This window comes from Streptomyces griseocarneus, from assembly GCF_014655595.1.
GTDB classification, from domain to species: domain Bacteria; phylum Actinomycetota; class Actinomycetes; order Streptomycetales; family Streptomycetaceae; genus Streptomyces; species Streptomyces griseocarneus.
Window position 1 is genome coordinate 90,446 of the sequence record NZ_BNBL01000019.1, and the last position, 16,897, is coordinate 107,342.

General features: G+C 72.7%; 14 protein-coding genes. 9 read left to right on the top strand and 5 right to left on the bottom strand.

Annotated features, from left to right (window positions below; genetic code table 11):
• Positions 1–23 precede the first annotated feature (23 nt).
• On the bottom strand, positions 24–1,172 hold the full coding sequence (locus tag IE295_RS31690; protein WP_372479846.1) for a type III polyketide synthase: 1,149 nt from the start codon (positions 1,170–1,172) through the stop codon (positions 24–26).
• Positions 1,173–1,431: 259 nt separating this feature from the next.
• Between IE295_RS31690 and IE295_RS31695 the strand changes: the two genes are divergently transcribed.
• Positions 1,432–2,166 (top strand): thioesterase II family protein, encoded by a 735-nt coding sequence (locus IE295_RS31695; protein ID WP_190067243.1) that lies wholly within the window; start codon positions 1,432–1,434, stop codon positions 2,164–2,166.
• 30 nt (positions 2,167–2,196) lie between these two features.
• Here IE295_RS31695 and IE295_RS31700 read toward each other — a convergent pair whose 3' ends face one another.
• On the bottom strand, positions 2,197–2,550 hold the full coding sequence (locus tag IE295_RS31700; protein ID WP_190067244.1) for a winged helix-turn-helix transcriptional regulator: 354 nt from the start codon (positions 2,548–2,550) through the stop codon (positions 2,197–2,199).
• Positions 2,551–2,868: 318 nt separating this feature from the next.
• Here IE295_RS31700 and IE295_RS31705 point away from each other — a divergent pair, with 318 nt between their 5' ends.
• Entirely contained in the window at positions 2,869–3,513 is a 645-nt protein-coding gene (locus IE295_RS31705; RefSeq protein ID WP_190067245.1) for a ScbR family autoregulator-binding transcription factor, read from the top strand.
• A 37-nt stretch (positions 3,514–3,550) separates the two neighbouring features.
• On the opposite strand, the gene IE295_RS31710 is transcribed toward IE295_RS31705, so the two are convergent.
• A complete protein-coding gene (locus IE295_RS31710) occupies positions 3,551–4,057 on the bottom strand; it encodes a flavin reductase family protein (RefSeq protein WP_190067246.1) in 507 nt (168 codons plus the stop codon).
• 222 nt (positions 4,058–4,279) lie between these two features.
• On the opposite strand from IE295_RS31710, the gene IE295_RS31715 reads away from it, so the two are divergent.
• Positions 4,280–5,824: an acyl-CoA carboxylase subunit beta gene (locus IE295_RS31715; RefSeq protein WP_190067260.1), complete on the top strand. Its 1,545-nt coding sequence runs from the start codon at positions 4,280–4,282 to the stop codon at positions 5,822–5,824.
• A 341-nt stretch (positions 5,825–6,165) separates the two neighbouring features.
• A complete protein-coding gene (locus IE295_RS31720) occupies positions 6,166–6,576 on the top strand; it encodes an SgcJ/EcaC family oxidoreductase (protein ID WP_190067247.1) in 411 nt (136 codons plus the stop codon).
• A gap of 64 nt (positions 6,577–6,640) precedes the next feature.
• On the opposite strand, the gene IE295_RS31725 is transcribed toward IE295_RS31720, so the two are convergent.
• Both IE295_RS31725 and IE295_RS31730 read right to left on the bottom strand, forming a co-directional pair.
• The gene (locus IE295_RS31725) at positions 6,641–8,221 is read right to left on the bottom strand and encodes an MFS transporter (RefSeq protein WP_224323576.1); all 1,581 of its coding nucleotides are present in this window, start codon (positions 8,219–8,221) and stop codon (positions 6,641–6,643) included.
• A gap of 82 nt (positions 8,222–8,303) precedes the next feature.
• On the bottom strand, positions 8,304–8,933 hold the full coding sequence (locus IE295_RS31730) for a ScbR family autoregulator-binding transcription factor (protein WP_190067248.1): 630 nt from the start codon (positions 8,931–8,933) through the stop codon (positions 8,304–8,306).
• A gap of 203 nt (positions 8,934–9,136) precedes the next feature.
• Here IE295_RS31730 and IE295_RS31735 point away from each other — a divergent pair, with 203 nt between their 5' ends.
• The 5 genes from IE295_RS31735 to IE295_RS31755 form a co-directional block, all read left to right on the top strand.
• Positions 9,137–10,108, top strand: a complete 972-nt coding sequence (locus IE295_RS31735; protein ID WP_224323575.1) for a DUF1702 family protein — start codon at positions 9,137–9,139, stop codon at positions 10,106–10,108.
• Between the two features lie 110 nt (positions 10,109–10,218).
• Positions 10,219–11,190 (top strand): DUF1702 family protein, encoded by a 972-nt coding sequence (locus tag IE295_RS31740; protein WP_190067250.1) that lies wholly within the window; start codon positions 10,219–10,221, stop codon positions 11,188–11,190.
• 63 nt (positions 11,191–11,253) lie between these two features.
• Entirely contained in the window at positions 11,254–13,104 is a 1,851-nt protein-coding gene (locus IE295_RS31745; RefSeq protein WP_190067262.1) for a CRTAC1 family protein, read from the top strand.
• 5 nt (positions 13,105–13,109) lie between these two features.
• On the top strand, positions 13,110–14,096 hold the full coding sequence (locus IE295_RS31750) for an enediyne biosynthesis protein (RefSeq protein ID WP_224323574.1): 987 nt from the start codon (positions 13,110–13,112) through the stop codon (positions 14,094–14,096).
• A partial coding sequence (locus IE295_RS31755) for a type I polyketide synthase (protein WP_190067251.1) occupies positions 14,093–16,897 on the top strand: 2,805 nt, incomplete at its 3' end. The genes IE295_RS31750 and IE295_RS31755, both read left to right, overlap by 4 nt.

Sequence of the window (16,897 nt, forward strand, 5' to 3'; positions counted from 1 at the left end):
CCGCGCCCGGCACCGCCGCGTCCTCAGACCGGCTGGGTCACGGGGGCGGCGCGTTCACCGCCGTCGCCGTTGCCCCGGGCCTTGCCGTGGCCGTTGGTCCCGGACCAGGTGCCCAGCGCGATCTCCGCGGTGATGCCCGGGCCGAAGCCGGCGATGATGCCCCGGGCCGCGTGGTCGGCGCCGCCGTCCTGGAAGAGCCGCTCGAGGGCGTCGAAGATGACCGCGCTGGCGATGTTGCCGCGCTCGGTGAGGGTCTCCCTGCTGTAGCGGAACGTCTCCGGCGCCAGGCCCAGATAGTGGCTGAGGTCGTCCAGGATGCGCGGGCCGCCGGCGTGCACGATGTAGAAGTCGAGCTCGGAGACGTCCCACTGGTGCGGCTCGGCCATGTCGCGCATGGCGGGCGCGAGCATGGCCATCGTGCCCGGCACCCGCTTGTCCAGGATGAAGTGGAACCCGGTGTCCCGGATCCCGTAGGAGATCCACTCCTCGGTGTCGGGCACCAGGTGCGAGCCGTTGGCCTCGATCCGCACGCCCGTGCCGCCCTCTCCGCGCACGACGGCCGCGGCCAGGGCGTCTCCGAAGAGCCCGTTGGAGAGCAGGTTGCCGACGCCCAGGTCGGTGGGCTGGTAGAGCAGTGAACAGAACTCGCAAGCCACGATCAGCACGTTCGCCCCGGGATAGGCCCGGCAGAAGTCGTGTGCGCGGTTGATCGCCGCACCGCCCGCCGCGCAGCCCAGCTGGGCGATGGGCAGCTGCCGGGTCTCGTTGCGGAAGTCCATGGTGTTGATCAGCCATGCGGTCATCGACGGCATCATGAAGCCGGTGCACGAGACGTACACGATGAGGTCGATGTCACGGGTGGTCAGCTCGGCATGGTCCAGCGCACGTCGTACGACATCGGGAACGCGCGCCTTGGCCTCCCGTTCGTAGCGGGCGTTGCGCACGGTGAAGCCCGGATGTTTGAGCGTGTCCTCGATCGGTTGCACGAGGTGTCGTTTCTGCACGCCCGTATTGCCGATCAGCCGGAGCGCGAGGCCCAGCTGTGGATGGTCGGCATGCAGCGTACGGGCGAGCTCCAGAGTCTCTTCCCTCGTGATCACATGCTCGGGGACGGCGATGGCCGGTCTGCACAAAGTCGCCATGACGGCCTCTCCAGTCGCGTCGGTATCAATGCTCGATGCCCAGGGCCGCCGAAATGACCCGGCAGCTTATGTCCAGTACATGCCGCATTGGGAAGAGCAACACACATATGAGTGGAAACTTCACCCGAAGAGTGGAATTTCCCGTACGTGCACCAAGGCCCCCGGCAGCCACGCCGGGCCCGGGCCGAGCCGCGGCCCCCGGCCCCTCAGGCACGTCTCGTGCGGCCCTCGAGCGCGCTGCTCCACGATGCCGCGGACACCTGCCGCGGGCACGTGAGGAGACGACACAGTGGGCGCAGTGGGCACGCAGTGGTTCCGCCGGCATGGACCCGTCTCACCGGACGGCCCGCGGCTGGTCTGCTTCCCGCACGCCGGGGACGCGGCGAGCGGCTTCGCGGGGCTCGCCCGCGCGCTCACCCCGGCCGTGGAGGTGCTGACCGTGCGCGGCCCCGCCGGGCCCGGACGGCTCGCGGAGGAGGTGGGCGCCCTGGCCGGCCGTCGCCCGTACGTCTTCTTCGGCCACGGCACGGGGGCCGTACTGGCGTTCGAGACCGCCCGGCGGCTGGAGGGGCGGCCGGGGGGCGGGCCGCGGCGGCTGTTCCTGTCCGGGCGCGGCGCCCCGGCCGGGCGGGGCGGCCCGTACGACCGGGTGCGCGCCGACGCCCATGTGCTCGCCGCGATCCGGCGGCTGGGCGGTACGGCGGACGGGGTGTTCCGGGAGCCGGGACTGCTGGCGATGGCGCTGCCGGCGCTGCGCGCGGACTACCGGGCGCTCGGCGTGGGCGAGCGCCCGGCCCCGGAGCCGGCCGTGGCGCCGCTGAGCGTGCCGGTCACGGTGCTGGCCGGGGACGGCGAGACGGACGCCGGCGCCGACGACGTCACCACGTGGTGCGGGCTGTCGGCGGCCGGGAGCGAGGTGCGGGTCTTTCCGGGCGGGCCCTTCCGGCCCGGCCGCCACACCGCCGGGGTGGCCGCCCTGATAGCCCGTTCGCTGGACCTGCGGGCGGCCGGCCCCACGCGCTGAGCCGGGGCGGGCGTACGGACGTACGCCCCGTCAGTCCCGCGCCCGCGGCGCGCGGGACTCGTGCTCCTCGCCCCAGGCCGCGAGCGGCAGCAGGCTCTCGTGCAGGGCGAGGCCCAGTTCGGTCAGCGAATACTGCACGGCCCGGGGCAGGGTCCGGGAACACTCGTCGCGGTGGACGACGCCGTCCAGCTCCATCTCGCGCAGCTGCTGGCTGAGCACCTTCTCGCTGACGCCCAGGACGGCGCGCCTGAGTTCGCCGAAGCGGAGCGGGCGGCGGTGCAGTTCGGCAAGGATCACCGGCTTCCACTTGCCGCCGATGACGCCCAGGGCCGTCACCAGCCCACCGGTGAACGACGGCAAGGTCGGTAACGACTGGCCTCTCATGCCCCACCCCTACCCGGCACCACGACCGCGGTTGACTGAGTCTCACCCATTGCCAGCAGACCATACCGCATGAGCGGTATTTTTAGCCTTTGGGAGGGTGCGTCTTTTCGCCGGCGGCCCCTTCCCTCTGATTCCCACCGCTTCCCACCGATTCCCTCCGGGTCCCACCGCACCGAATTCCGGCTCCCGGACCCGCCCCTGTCGATTCGGAATTCTCTCTTCCAACGTGCAGGATTACTCCACCGCTACGGACACGGCCCCCCTGTAATGCCGGCAATCGGGGACCGCCGGACCCGTCGAAACAGAAGGAGGGTTGGCATGCCGCAACAGGAGCGTGCGATCCGGACCCGGCAGGCGATTCTCGAGGCCGCCGGAAAGGTCTTCGACGAGTGGGGTTACGAAGCGGCCACCATCGCCCAGATCCTCGCGCAGGCCGAGGTGACGCGGGGCGCCCTGTACTTCCATTTCAGTTCCAAGGAGGACCTCGCGCGGGGCGTGCTCGACACGGCCGTCACGACGGAGGGCGTCCTGCCGCAGGAGCTCAAGCTGCAGGAACTGGTGGACGCCTCGCTGCTGCTGGCGTACCGGCTGACGAGGGAGCCGCTGCTGCGGGCCTCCCTGCGGCTGTCCGTGGACCAGCGGGCGCGGGCGCTGTTCGGCACCCGGTGGCCCGACTGGATCGAGGTCGTCGCCGAGCTGTTGCGGCAGGCCGCGGCCAACGGCGAGACGCTGCCGGGCGTGGACCCGGTGCAGACCGCGCGGCTCCTGGTCGGGTCCTGGACGGGGGTGCAGCTGGTCTCCGAGGCCGTGCCGCAACCGGGGGAACTGGTGGACGAGATCGCCGTCCTCTTCCGGATGGTCCTGCCGAGCATCGCCGTTCCCGAGGTGCTGGGACGGCTGGACGTGGCGGCGGATCGGCCCCTGCGGCTGAGGTCGGAGGCGGGGGTTCCGTCCCCGAACTGAGCCGTTCGGGCCCGGCCCGCCAAACCGATCGTATGGTTTATTTGGCCGTCGTCCGGCCGGCCGGCGTCAGGTCGTGGAACTGCCGCTGGAAGTAGACGAGCGGCTCGCCCTCCCGCTCCGAGGCGTGGTGCACCTCGCCGATGAGGATCAGGTGGTCACCGCCCGGAATGCGCCGCTCCGTACGGCACTCCAGGCGGGCCAGCGCGCCCGGCAGGAGCGGCTGCCCGGCCGGCGAGAGCGTCACCCCCGATCCCGCGAACTTGTCCGCCCCCTTGCTGGCGAAGCGCCCCGCCAACTCCTGCTGGCCCTGGGCCAGCAGGTGGACGACGAAGCCCTCGGACTGGTCGAAGGCGTCGAAGCAGTTCGCCTTGTTGTCGAGGCACACCAGCACGAGGGCGGGGTCCAGCGACACGGAGGAGAACGCACTGGCCGTGAACCCGTGGTTCTGCCCGGCGGCATCGCGCGTCGTCACCACGGTGACGCCGCTGGCCCAGTGGGAGAGCGCGGCGCGGAACAGGTCGGGGGAAATCGTCTCTGTGAGCACGCCGCAAGCCTGGGCCGCGGCACTCGAGTGGGGATCGAGGTACGGGTGAGACCCGGTGGGGCGCGCCCCAGGCGGGAGTCCACCTCGCTTCGAGCCGCCGTATAGCGGCCCTCGCCACGCTGGCGGCGCCGAGCGCCACCCTACGACGGGGCGTTCCCGACCGGAGAAGAGGTCCGCGTGAGCATCGTCGAGGACAAGCCGCTGAACAGCACCCCGGACGGCATGGCCGACCGCGTGACGGAGCTGGCCGAGCTGCGCGAGCAGATCCTCGAGGGGCCGAGTGCCAGGGCCACCGAGGCACAGAAGGCCAAGGGCAAGCTGACCGCCCGCGAGCGCCTGGAACTCCTCTTCGACAAGGGGACCTTCACCGAGACCGAGGCCTTCCGGCGGCACCGCGCCACCGGCTTCGGCCTGGAGGCGAAGAAGCCGTACACCGACGGCGTCGTCACGGGCTGGGGCGAGGTCGACGGCCGGACGGTCTTCGCCTACGCCCACGACTTCCGCATCTTCGGCGGCGCGCTCGGCGAGGCCCACGCGCAGAAGATCCACAAGCTGATGGACCTGGCCGAGACCGCGGGCGCCCCCATCGTGGGCCTGTGCGACGGCGCCGGCGCCCGCATCCAGGAGGGCGTCACCGCGCTGGCCGGCTACGGCGGCATCTTCCAGCGCAACGTCCGCAACTCCGGCGTCCTGCCGCAGATCAGCGTCATCATGGGCCCCTGCGCGGGCGGTGCCGCCTACTCCCCCGCCCTGACCGACTTCGTCTTCATGGTCCGGGGCACCTCGCAGATGTTCATCACCGGCCCCGACGTGGTCCAGGCGGTCACCGGCGAGCAGATCACCCAGGAGGGCCTCGGCGGCGCCGACGTCCACGCCGAGACCTCGGGCGTGGCCCACTTCGCGTACGACGACGAGGAGGCGGCCCTGGAGGACGTGCGGCACCTGCTGTCGCTGCTGCCCTCCAACAACCGCGAGATGCCGCCCTCCGAGATCGCGCACGACCCGGCGGACCGGCGCACCGAGCGCCTGCTCGACCTGGTGCCGGCCGACGGCAACCGCCCGTACGACATGCGCGCGGTCATCGAGGAGATCGTCGACGACGGCGACTTCTTCGAGGTGCACGAGCGCTGGGCGCCCAACATCATCTGCACGCTGGCCCGGATGGGCGGCGAGGTCGTCGGCATCGTCGCCAACCAGCCGCAGCGGCTGGCCGGCGTGCTCGACATCGAGTCCTCCGAGAAGGCCGCCCGCTTCGTCCAGATGTGCGATGCCTTCAACATCCCGCTGGTCACCCTCGTCGACGTGCCCGGCTTCCTGCCCGGCGTCGACCAGGAGCACGGCGGCGTCATCCGGCACGGCGCCAAGCTCCTCTACGCCTACTGCAACGCCACCGTCCCCCGGATCTCCCTCGTGCTGCGCAAGGCGTACGGCGGCGCGTACATCGTGATGGACTCCCGCTCCATCGGCGTCGACCTCGCCCTGGCCTGGCCCACCAACGAGATCGCCGTCATGGGCGCCGAGGGCGCCGCCAACGTCGTCTTCCGCCGCGAGATCGCCGCCTCCGAGGACCCGGAGGCCACCCGGCAGGCCCGCATCGCCGAATACCGCGACGAGCTCATGCACCCCTACTACGCGGCCGAGCGCGGCCTGGTGGACGACGTCATCGACCCGGCCCAGACCCGCACCGCCCTCATCGACGCGCTCACCATGCTCCGCAACAAGCACGCCGCGCTGCCGGCCCGCAAGCACGGCAACCAGCCGCAGTAGACGCGGGGCGACCCCCGGCCCCGCACCGGAAAAGGCCCGGACCGTCCGCGACGGTCCGGGCCTGATCCCGGGGGACGGGAAGGTGGTCTTCCTCGATTTACGCAGGTCCGGGACCAAGGGGCAAGTACCTACCTGAAAGTACCCACTTACCCCGAAGTGCTTACCGTGACGTAAGCGAGGGGCGTTCGGGCCGGGTCAAGTGACCCTGTTCGAACGGTACTTGCCACCCGGCGTTCCGCCCCTCCGCCACACCGCAACCCCGGAGTTGTCCGCGCCGAGCCGCCGAACGGACGATGAGGCGTTCCGAGGCCGACACCCGAACGCGGAAAGGCGGGAACCCCATGACGAACGGCGTGCACCCCGACCCCGAACTGGCGGCCGCGGCAGCCGTGCCGCAGCGCATCGTCGAGGCCTGGGCGGCCCACGACGCCGAGGCCTTCGCCGAGGTCTTCACCGAGGACGGCACCATGATCCTGCCCGGCGTCTACGAGAAGGGCCGGGAGGGGATCCGCCGGTTCATGACCGCCGCCTACCAGGGCCCGTTCAAGGGCACCCGGGTCACCGGCACGCCCATCGACCTCCGGCGGCTGGACGCCGCCACCGCGCTGCTGATCACCCAGGGCGGGGTGCTGGCGGACGGCGAGAGCGAGGTCCCCGAGGAGCGGGGCGTACGGGCCTCCTGGCTGCTCGTGCGCCAGGACGGCACCTGGCTGCTGGCCGCCTACCAGAACAGCCCGCGCCACGAGGCGTGAGACACGACGGCGACCGGCCCCGGCGGCTTCCGCCGGCGGCCGGTCGTCGCGCGTTCCGGCGGGGTCAGGGGGTGGCCGCCCCCTCGGGCGCGGCGGACCGCTCGCCGTCGTGGTCCGGACCCTCCGCGGCCACCGCCCGGCCGGCCGTCTCCTTGCCCCGTGCCGCGACGGCCGTGGCGGCCAGCGCCATCGGCACCGCCACCACGGCGGCCACCCGGCTCAGCGACATGAAGGACGTCATCCAGGCGATGAGCGGCGGCCCGAACATGCCGCCCGACTTCCCGCACGCCGCCGCGAGTCCGCTGCCCATCCCCCGGAACGCCGTCGGATAGGTCTGCGCCGCGTACGGGCCGAGGACCGCGACCACGCCGCTGGTCCCCGTCAGCAGGCCCATCAGCACGACGATCACGGCGGGCGCGCTGTGCAGCGGGATCAGCAGCAGGGCGAGCAGGGACACGGAGGCGGTGGCGCCGTAGAGGGCCATCGTCTTGCGGGAGGACCAGCGGCTGTAGAGCCAGGCGCCGACCGCCGTGCCGGGGATGGACAGCAGCGACGACACGAACAGGATCTGCGGGGGCTTCACCCCGACGCCCACCTTCGACAGCAGGCTCGGCAGGAAGGTGAGGAAGCCCCAGTAGATCAGGCCCCAGGCCAGCCCGTAGCCGCAGATGATCAGCGTCTGGGTGAGGTAGCCCCGGCCGAAGAGGGCCCCCGGCCCCTGCCGCGGGCCCTCCACGGCCCGGGGCGTGGTGCTCAGCCCGAACAGGCGGCTCATCCGCCGGGCCTCGGCGAGCCGGCCCCGGGAGGCGAGGAAGGCCGGCGACTCCGGGATCCAGCGGTTGAGCGCCAGCAGGGCCAGGGCCAGCGGGAGCTGGACGAACCACAGGATGCGCCAGCCGGCGATCGGCTCGAAGACGGCGGCCAGGCCGCTGGCCGCCAGGTAGCCGCCCACCGTCGTCAGGCCGGCCTGCAGGACCATGACGCCGCTGCGCCCGGGCAGCACCTCGGACATCAGCGCGTACACGATGGGCAGCATGCCGCCCGCCGACATGCCCATCAGCAGGCACATGAACACGCTGGCCTCGAAGCTCGGCATCGCCCCGCAGACCGTCGTGGCCACGAACAGCAGGGCCGCGAGCAGCACGGCGGCGCGGCGTCCGATGCGGTCGGCCAGGTGTCCCCACAGCAGCGACCCAATGACCGTTCCGGTCAGGCCGCCCATGGGCAGCCAGGCCACCTCGGAGGCGGTCAGGGCGTACTCGGCGCGGGCGCCGGGCAGCATGAACGCCAGCGTGGCGGGCTTCATCTGGTCGACGACCAGCGCGAAGGACAGCACGGCCACCAGCCGCCTGCGGGCCAGGGTGCGGCGGGCCTCCGGCACGGGCCCGGGATCCGGCTCGAGGACCTCGGGAGCCTGCTCCACGGGCAGCCGGCGCGGGACGAGCCCGCCCGCCGCCATGACCAGCCCGGCCACGATCGCCACCATGGCCAGCCACATGGAGGCGTCCACCGGCATGTGGGCCATGCGGTAGTCCATCGACGCCGAGTCGACGAACATCACGATGTGCTCGCCCACCCCGGCCGAGCAGACGAGCACGCCCGCCCAGAACAGCGGGGGGCGGGGTATCAGGACACGGCTCTCCACTCGTACTCCTCACAGGGGACGGGGAACGCGGGCCACCAGGATGCTGGGGGCGCCGGACCCTGTCTTCTCCCGCTGTGCTGTGTCACCCGCCCGGGGGTTCGTCGAGCACCGCGTTCATCTCCGCGACGCAGGGCGCGGTGACCAGGCCGGGCAGCAGCGAGCGCCACAGGGCCGTCGCCCAGGCCACCGGGTCGGCGGGTTCCGCGCCGGCCGCCAGCGCCTGGGGCAGCCCGGCGAACGCCGAGACGATCACCACGGCGGTCGGGCCGGGCAGCACGTCCGGCCGCAGGTCGCCCTGCTCGCGCGCCTCCGTCAGCAGCCCCTCGACGGCCGTGACCCAGGAGACGAACGGCCGGGGCACGGAGGGCCCGATGAGGTTGCGCTCGGACATCAGCCGCAGCCCGGCCCGCACCCCGGTCTGGTGCAGCAGCATCTGCGCGATGCGCCGGGAGAGTTCGATCAGCAGCCGTACGGCCCGGGGGTGTTCGGGCCGCAGCCGGTCCGTCAGTTCGGACCACAGGTCGTAGTGCTCACGGACCACGGCCGCCGCGAGGGCCTCCTTCGAGGGGAAGTGGAAGTACAGCGCACCCTTGCTGATTCCCTGGCCGTCGACGACGTCCTCGAGGCGGGTACCGACGTATCCCCGGTCGTCGAAGACGGTGGCGGCAGCCCGGAGGATGACCTCACGGGTCCGGCTCGCGCGATCCTGCATGTGCCCCTTACCGCCCTGTGTGCTCCGCACTCCTCGGTATCCCAGCGCCTGGGCGTCCTCCCCGGCAACCTCGAGATTGCTCGCCGCCCCCGCCCCCGCCCCGGACGGGTTCCGCACATCCGGAGATGCCGCCACCGCCTCGCCGGCACGACCATGAGCTCTCCGCCACCGGCGGACCGGTGGCCCAAGGCCAGGAGGCAACCGTGCCCACCGTGCTCGGATCGCTGCGCAGACTCGCCCTGACCCCGTCGCTGGCGAGCGTCGGGTTCTCCCGGCGCCGCTTCCCCGGCGCCTCGTCCCCCGCCGCCGCTCACCTGGAGGCCATTCCCCGGGCGGTCGTCTGCGGCTTCGAGTGGGCGATCGACGCCCGCGACCTGTGGGAGTGCGAGCGCAGGCTCGAACTGGCGGACGCGCCGCTGCGCGGGTTCGCCTACGAGGGCGCGACCATGGCCCTGACCGTGCGGGACGCGATGGGACCGGGGCGGGGCAACCGCACCCGGGAGCTGCTGTCGGGCCCCGGGCTGCCGCACATCTTCCTCAACTACATCGGCATCGGCTTCGCGATGGCCCGCCTGCCCAGGGTGCTGTGGGGGAAGGTGCTGCCGGCGGTGACCGGCTCCCCCTACCACCCGGTGATGAGCTGGCTGGCCGTCGACGGCTACGGCTTCGACCGCGCCTACTTCGACACCCGGCGCTGGGTGGACGGGCAGTACCGGCCCTCCCCCCACCCCTGGCAGGGCTCGCCGGAGTACTTCCGCCGGGCCGCCGACCAGGGGGTGGGCCGGGCGCTGTGGTTCGTCCACGGCGCCCGCCCCGACCATGTGGCCGCCGCGGTGGGACGGTTCGCCGGGGACCGGCGCGGTGACCTGTGGAGCGGGGTGGGCCTCGCGGCGGTGTTCGCGGGGGGCACCTCGCCGGCGGACCTGGCCGCCCTGCGCCGGGCGGCGGGCGCGTACGCGGGCGAGCTCGCCCAGGGCGCGGTCTTCGCCGCCAAGGCGCGCGACCACTCGGGCACCGTGCCCGGCCACACCCACGCCGCCGTCACGGCGCTGGCCGGCGTCGGCGTCGAGAAGGCGTCCGCGCTGGCCGACGACTGCGCGGTGCCGGCCACCGAATCGGGGCGTGTTCCGGCCTATGAAACCTGGCGCCGGAATGTGCGAATCCGCCTGCAATAGCAGGGGAATCGAGCACTCCTGAAGTAGACGGAAGTTCGTCGCGCGTGTGTACATTCGAATTCGGCTGACCGAGCACCACGAGACATATCAACGAGGGGCGGTACAGCGCGTTGTCAACTCTTCTGCGTGCGCTCAGGCGCAAGATCCTCACCCCCGGCGTATCGGCCACGAACCTGGACCGGCGCGGCTTCCACAAGAAGAATTCGGCGGCCCGGGATTTGCTGGAGATGATCGGCCGGACGTTTCTCGAGGGCTATGGTCACGCGGTCGGTGAACGCTCGATCGCCGAGGCCGAGGCCCGGCTGGAGGCCGTGCCCCGCCAGTTCCGCGGATTCGCCTACGAGGGCGCGGCCATGGGGGCCACCGTCCTGGACGCGCTGCCGGGCAGCGGCGGCCGGCGGCTGCCCGCCCTGCTGTCCGGGCGGGGCCGCGACCACGAGTACATGGCCTACGTCGGCGTGGGCTGGGCCATGGCCCGGCTGCCGAGGTTCCGGTGGCCCGACGCGACGCGGACCGACCCCCTGCTGCGCTGGCTCGTCCTCGACGGATACGGATTCCACCAGGCCTACTTCCACACCGAGCGCTATGTGCGCGGGCAGTTCCAGGACCCGGGCCTGGCCTGGGGCGCGGAGCCGGCCTCGTACCACCGGAACGCCATCGACCAGGGCATCGGCCGCGCGCTGTGGTTCGTGGCGGGCACCGACCCCGAGCGCGCGGCGGACCTGATCGACGCCTATCCGGCGCACCGCCGCCCCGACCTGTACAGCGGCACGGGGCTGGCGGCCACGTACGCGGGCGGCGCCGACGAGGCGGAGCTGCGGTACCTCGCCGAGCGCTCCGGCGCGTACCGCCCGCAGCTGCTGCAGGGCGCCGCCTTCGCGGCCGAGGCCCGGGAGCGGGCCGGCCTGACCGTCGACCACACCCGCCTGGCGACCAGGACGCTGTGCGACATGGACCCGGCGCAGGCGGCGAAGCTGTGCTCCGGCACCCGCCCGGACGTGAGCTCCGGCGGCGACGTTCCGGCCTATGAGATCTGGCGGCGGCGGATCGCCGAAGAAGTCGTTTCCCGGGGAAGGGGCTGATTCCCCGTGGCGATACGCCCCTGGCTCGTCAAACAGCTTCCCGGGATTGTCGCACTGGTTGTGATGGCCGGCATGTTCATCGCCGTTCAACCGCCGTCGACCTCCGCCGCCGACAAGGCGAAGATGGCCGCGAACTACTCGTTCACGCCGATGAACATCGAGATGCCGGGCGGATTCAAACAACAGAACGTCCGTAAGGTCAACAAGGCCTACAAGCACATCGAGGCCTGGATTTCCTCGGTCGGCGCCGGCATCTCGATGAACGACATCGACGGCGACGGCCTGGCGAACGACCTGTGCGTCACCGACCCCCGCATCGACCAGGTCGCCGTGACGCCCGTGCCCGGGAAGAACGCCGGCCGCTACCGGCCGTTCGCGCTCGACCCGGCCCCGCTGCCGATGACGCGGACGATGGCCCCGATGGGCTGCGCCGCGGGCGACTTCAACGAGGACGGTCGCGCCGACCTGCTCGTCTACTACTGGGGGCGCACCCCGATCCTCTTCCTGGCCAAACCGGGCTCCGACGGGCGCGGCGCGGGCGCCTTCGAGCCCACCGAGCTGGTGCGCGGCGTGAGCTCGGGCGGGGAGTACACCGGCCCGCAGTGGAACAGCAACGCCACCACCATCGCCGACTTCGACGGCGACGGGCACGACGACGTCTACATCGGGAACTACTTCCCCGACAGTCCGGTCCTCGACGACACCAAGGACGGCGGCGTGGTCATGAACGACTCGCTGTCCAACGCACACAACGGCGGCGAGGACCACATCCTGCGCTGGACGCGGGGCGGCTTCGAGGAGGCCAAGGACGCCCTGCCCAAGCAGGTCCGGCACGGCTGGACGCTCGCCGTCTCCGCCACCGACCTCGACGGCGACCAGCTGCCGGAGATCTACCTCGCGCACGACTTCGGCACCTCGAAGCTGCTGTACAACAAGTCGAAGCCGGGGAAGGTCTCCTTCGCCGTGGTGGACGGGGCGCGGGACGCGCTGACGCCCAAGTCGAAGCAGATCGGCCGCAGTTCCTTCAAGGGCATGGGCGTGGACTTCGGCGACCTGGACAACGACGGTCTGTACGACATGTTCGTCAGCAACATCACGACCTCGTTCGGCATCCAGGAGAGCAACTTCGCCTTCTTCAACCAGTCGCGCGACCAGAAGGCCGTGCAAGAACGTTTCCGCAGCGGTGAGGCGCCGTACAAGGACCGCAGCGCGCCGCTGGGCCTGGCCTGGTCCGGCTGGGGCTGGGACGTCAAGACGGGCGACTTCGACAACGACGGCCGGCTGGAGATCACCCAGGCCACCGGGTTCGTCAAGGGCAAGACCAACCGCTGGCCGCAGCTGCAGGAGCTCGCCACCGCCAACGACCAGCTGACGCACAACCCCCTGTGGTGGCCCAACGTCCGCTACGGCGACGACCTCGCCGGCAGCCAGTTCATGCGCTTCTTCGCCAAGGGCGACGACGGCCGCTACACCAACCTGTCCAAGTCCCTGGGCCTGGCCGTGCCGGTCCCCACGCGCGGCATCGCCACCGGCGACGCCGACGGCGACGGGCGCCTGGACATGGCCGTCGCCCGGCAGTGGGGCGAGCCGGTCTTCTACCACAACGTCTCCTCCGACCCCGGCGACTTCCTCTCGCTGAAGCTCACCCACCCCTCCGGCTCGCCGGTGGTCGACGCCCAGGTCACCGTCACCCTGCCGGACGGCACCAAGCGGATCTCCCGCGTCGACGGCGGCGGCGGGCACTCGGGCAAGCGCAGCCACGAGGTCCACATCGGCCTGGGCAAGCGGGCCGACGGGCCGGTGCAGGTCCACCTGAAGTGGCGGGACCGCTCCGGTGAGGTGCGCGAACAGGACCTTCGTACGAGCCCGGGCCGGCACGCCTTCCAGCTCGGCTCCGAAGCCAAGGAGAAGTGACACAGATGGCCACTCAGGCAAGCAGCCCCCCGCCGCATCACGACCCCAAGGTCGTCACCGCGCTCCGCCGCTTCGCGATCTCCATCACGGTCCTGAACATCCTCGGCTACACCGTGCTCGGCTTCGAGCAGCCGTGGACCTGGCCCTTCATCGCCGTGGCCACCGCCTACACGGTGGAGATCGCGCTGGAGGCCATCGCGGCCAGGGTCGACGGCCGCGCCCCGCGCTTCGCGGGCGGGGGCCGGCGCGGCATGGTGGAGTTTCTCTTCCCCTCGCACATCACCGGCCTCGCGGTGAACATGCTGACCTACGTCAACGACCGCGTCTGGGTGATGGTCTTCGGCGTCGTGGTGGCCGTCGGCACCAAGTGGGTGCTGCGGGCCCCCGTGCGCGGCCGCATGCGGCACTTCATGAACCCGTCGAACTTCGGCATCGCCGTCATCCTCATCCTGTTCCCCTGGGCCAGCATCGCCCCGCCGTACCACTTCACCGAGAACATCAGCGGCCCCTTCGACTGGGGCCTGCCGGTGGTCATCATCGGCCTCGGCACGCTGCTGAACTCCAAGCTCACCGGGCGGATGTGGCTGATCGGCGCCTGGCTGGTGGGCTACGCCCTGCAGGCCGTGGTGCGCGGCCTGGTCTTCGGCACCTCCATCCCGGCGGCGCTGGGCATGATGACGGGCACCGCCTTCGTGCTCTTCACCAACTACATGGTCACCGACCCCGGCACCTCGCCGTCCAAGCGCAACTCCCAGATCGCCTTCGGCGGCGGCGTCGCCGCGATGTACGGCCTGCTCACCGCGCTGGGCATCGCGTACGGCATCTTCTTCGCCACCGCCGCCGTCTGCCTCCTGCGCGGCGGCTACCTGTGGTGGCTGCACGTGAGCGAGAAGCAGCGCGCGGCCGCGGCGGCGGACTCCGGCGCGGCGGCCGCCGGAACCGAGCGTCCCACGCCCTCCTCCGGAGCGGGGAAGGAAGCGGTGGCTGCATGAGCAGGATCGCCATCGTCGGCATGGCGTGCCGCTATCCGGATGCCGCCTCCCCCCGCGAGCTGTGGGAGAACTCCGTCGCCGGACGCCGTGCCTTCCGCAGGCTCCCCGGCGTCCGGATGCGCCTGGAGGACCACTGGGACCCGGACCCGGCCGCGCCGGACCGCTTCTACGCGCGGGAGGCCGCGGTCCTCGAGGGCTACGAGTTCGACCGCATCGCCCACAAGGTCGCCGGCAGCACCTACCGTTCGACGGACCTCACCCACTGGCTCGCGCTCGACATCGCCGGGCGGGCGCTCGCGGACGCGGGCTTCCCCCTCGGCGAGGGCCTGCCCCGCGAGCGCACCGGGGTGATCGTGGGCAACACCCTCACCGGGGAGTTCGCGCGGGCCAACGTCATGCGGCTGCGCTGGCCCTACGTACGGCGCGTGATGGCCGCGGCCCTCAAGGACGAGGGCTGGGACGACGACCGGCTCGCCGGCTTCCTCGAGGGCGTCGAGGCCGCGTACAAGAGCCCGTTCCCCGCCGTGGACGAGGACACCCTGGCCGGCGGCCTGTCCAACACCATCGCCGGACGCGTCTGCAACCACTTCGACCTGGGCGGCGGCGGCTACACCGTCGACGGCGCCTGCTCCTCCTCGCTGCTGTCGGTCACCACGGCCGCTGCCGCACTCCTCGCCGGCGACGTCGACGTCGCCGTCGCCGGCGGGGTCGACCTGTCCATCGACCCGTTCGAGATCACCGGCTTCGCCAAGACCGGCGCCCTCGCCCGGCACGAGATGCGGGTCTACGACCGGGCCGCCAACGGCTTCTGGCCGGGCGAGGGCTGCGGCATGGTCGTGCTGATGCGCGAGGCGGACGCGCTCGCCGACGGGCACCGCGTCTACGCCTCCGTCGCGGGCTGGGGCATCGCCTCCGACGGCCAGGGCGGCATCACCCGGCCCGAGGTCGGCGGCTACCAGCTGGCGCTGCGGCGCGCCTACGAACGGGCCGGGTTCGGCATCCAGACCGTGCCGCTCTTCGAGGGCCACGGCACCGGGACGGCCGTCGGGGACACCACCGAGCTCCAGGCCCTGTCGCTGGCCAGGACCACCGCCGACCCCGAGGCGGCGCCCGCCGTCATCAGCTCGGTCAAGGCCATGATCGGCCACACCAAGGCCGCCGCCGGCGTGGCCGGCCTGATCAAGGCCGCGATGGCCGTCGAGGCCGGGATGCTGCCCCCCGCCATCGGCTGCGCCGACCCCCACGACCTGCTCACCGGCCCCCGGGCCGCCCTGCGGGTGCTGCGCCGGGCCGAACCGTGGCCGGACGGCGCCCCGCTGCGCGCCGGCGTCACCGCCATGGGCTTCGGCGGCATCAACACCCACGTCGTCCTCGACCGGCCCGTGGCCCGCCACCGCACGGTCACCGGCCCCCGCGACCGGACGCTGGCCTCCTCCGCGCAGGACGTCGAACTCCTCCTGCTCGACGGGGACTCGCCGCAGGAGCTCGGCGCCCGGCTGGACCGGCTGACCGGCTTCGTGCCGCAACTGGCCTACGCCCAGCTCGCCGACCTGGCCGCCACCCTCCAGCGCGAGCTGCGCGACGCCCCCTACCGGGCCGCCGCCGTGGTCTCCTCGCCCGAGGACGCCGAGCGCAGGCTGCGGCAGCTGCGCGACGCGGTGGAGGCGGGCGAGACCAGCCTGTTCGCCGCCGACGGCCGCGTCTTCCTCGGCCGCACGCGCGGCCCCGCCCGGATCGGCTTCCTCTTCCCCGGCCAGGGCTCCGGGCACGGCACGAGCGGCGGAGCCCTCGGCCGGCGGATGGCGGAGGCGGCCCAGGCCTACGAGCGGGCCGCGCTGCCCGCCGCCGGGGACATGGTGGCCACCGCCGTCGCCCAGCCCCGCATCGTCACCGGCTCGCTGGCGGGCCTGCGCGCGCTGCGCGCCCTGGGCGTGGAGGCGACCGTCGCGGTCGGCCACAGCCTGGGCGAGATCTCCGCGCTGCACTGGGCCGGCGCGATGGACGAGGAGACCCTGCTGCGGGTGGCCACCGTCCGCGGCGAGGCCATGACCGAGCACGGCGACTCGGGCACCATGGCCTCCCTGGCCGCCGCGCCCGAGGCGGCCCTCGCGCTGACGGACGGGCTGCCGGTGGTCGTCGCCGGGTACAACGGGCCCGAGCAGACGGTCGTCGCCGGGCCCGCCGACGCCGTCGAGGCCGTGGCCGGCCGGGCCCGGGAGGCCGGCGTCGGCTGCGTCCGGCTGCCCGTCTCGCACGCCTTCCACTCCCCCCTGGTGGCGCCCGCCGCCGAGGCCTTCGGCGACTGGCTCGCGGGCGTGGACTTCGCGGCGGTGGGCCGGCGGATCGTCTCCACGGTCACCGGCCGGGCCCTGGCGCCCGACACCGACGTCCCCGCCCTGCTGCGCCGCCAGATCACCGACCCGGTGCTCTTCGCCCAGGCGGTGGAGCTGGCCGCCAAGGACGTCTGCCTGTTCGTGGAGGTGGGCCCCGGGCGGGTGCTCAGCGGGCTCGCCGCGGCCGCCACGGACGTACCCGCCGTCGCGCTGGACACCGACGACGAGTCGCTGCGCGGACTGCTGCAGGCGGCCGGCGCCGCCTACGTCGCCGGCACGCCCCTGGCCCACGAACGCCTCTTCCACGACCGCCTGATCCGGCCCCTGGAGATCGGCGCCGAACTCCGCTTCCTGGCCAGTCCCTGCGAGCAGGCCCCGGCCCTCCCGCCGCGCACGGACCGCGCCCCCGCGCCCGCGCCGTCGTCGCGCCCGGCGGCCGGCCGGGACGCGGCCGCCGGCCCGGAGACC

Excerpts from the sequence above, each read along its gene's own strand:
- IE295_RS31705 (WP_190067245.1), top strand. The coding sequence starts at position 2,869 with ATGCCGCAACAGGAGCGTGCGATCCGGACCCGGCAGGCGATTCTCGAG.
- IE295_RS31750 (WP_224323574.1), top strand. The coding sequence starts at position 13,110 with ATGGCCACTCAGGCAAGCAGCCCCCCGCCGCATCACGACCCCAAGGTC.
- IE295_RS31720 (WP_190067247.1), top strand. The coding sequence starts at position 6,166 with ATGACGAACGGCGTGCACCCCGACCCCGAACTGGCGGCCGCGGCAGCC.
- IE295_RS31715 (WP_190067260.1), top strand. The coding sequence starts at position 4,280 with ATGGCCGACCGCGTGACGGAGCTGGCCGAGCTGCGCGAGCAGATCCTC.
- IE295_RS31745 (WP_190067262.1), top strand. The coding sequence starts at position 11,254 with ATGGCCGGCATGTTCATCGCCGTTCAACCGCCGTCGACCTCCGCCGCC.
- IE295_RS31730 (WP_190067248.1), bottom strand. The coding sequence starts at position 8,933 with ATGCAGGATCGCGCGAGCCGGACCCGTGAGGTCATCCTCCGGGCTGCC.
- IE295_RS31700 (WP_190067244.1), bottom strand. The coding sequence starts at position 2,550 with ATGAGAGGCCAGTCGTTACCGACCTTGCCGTCGTTCACCGGTGGGCTG.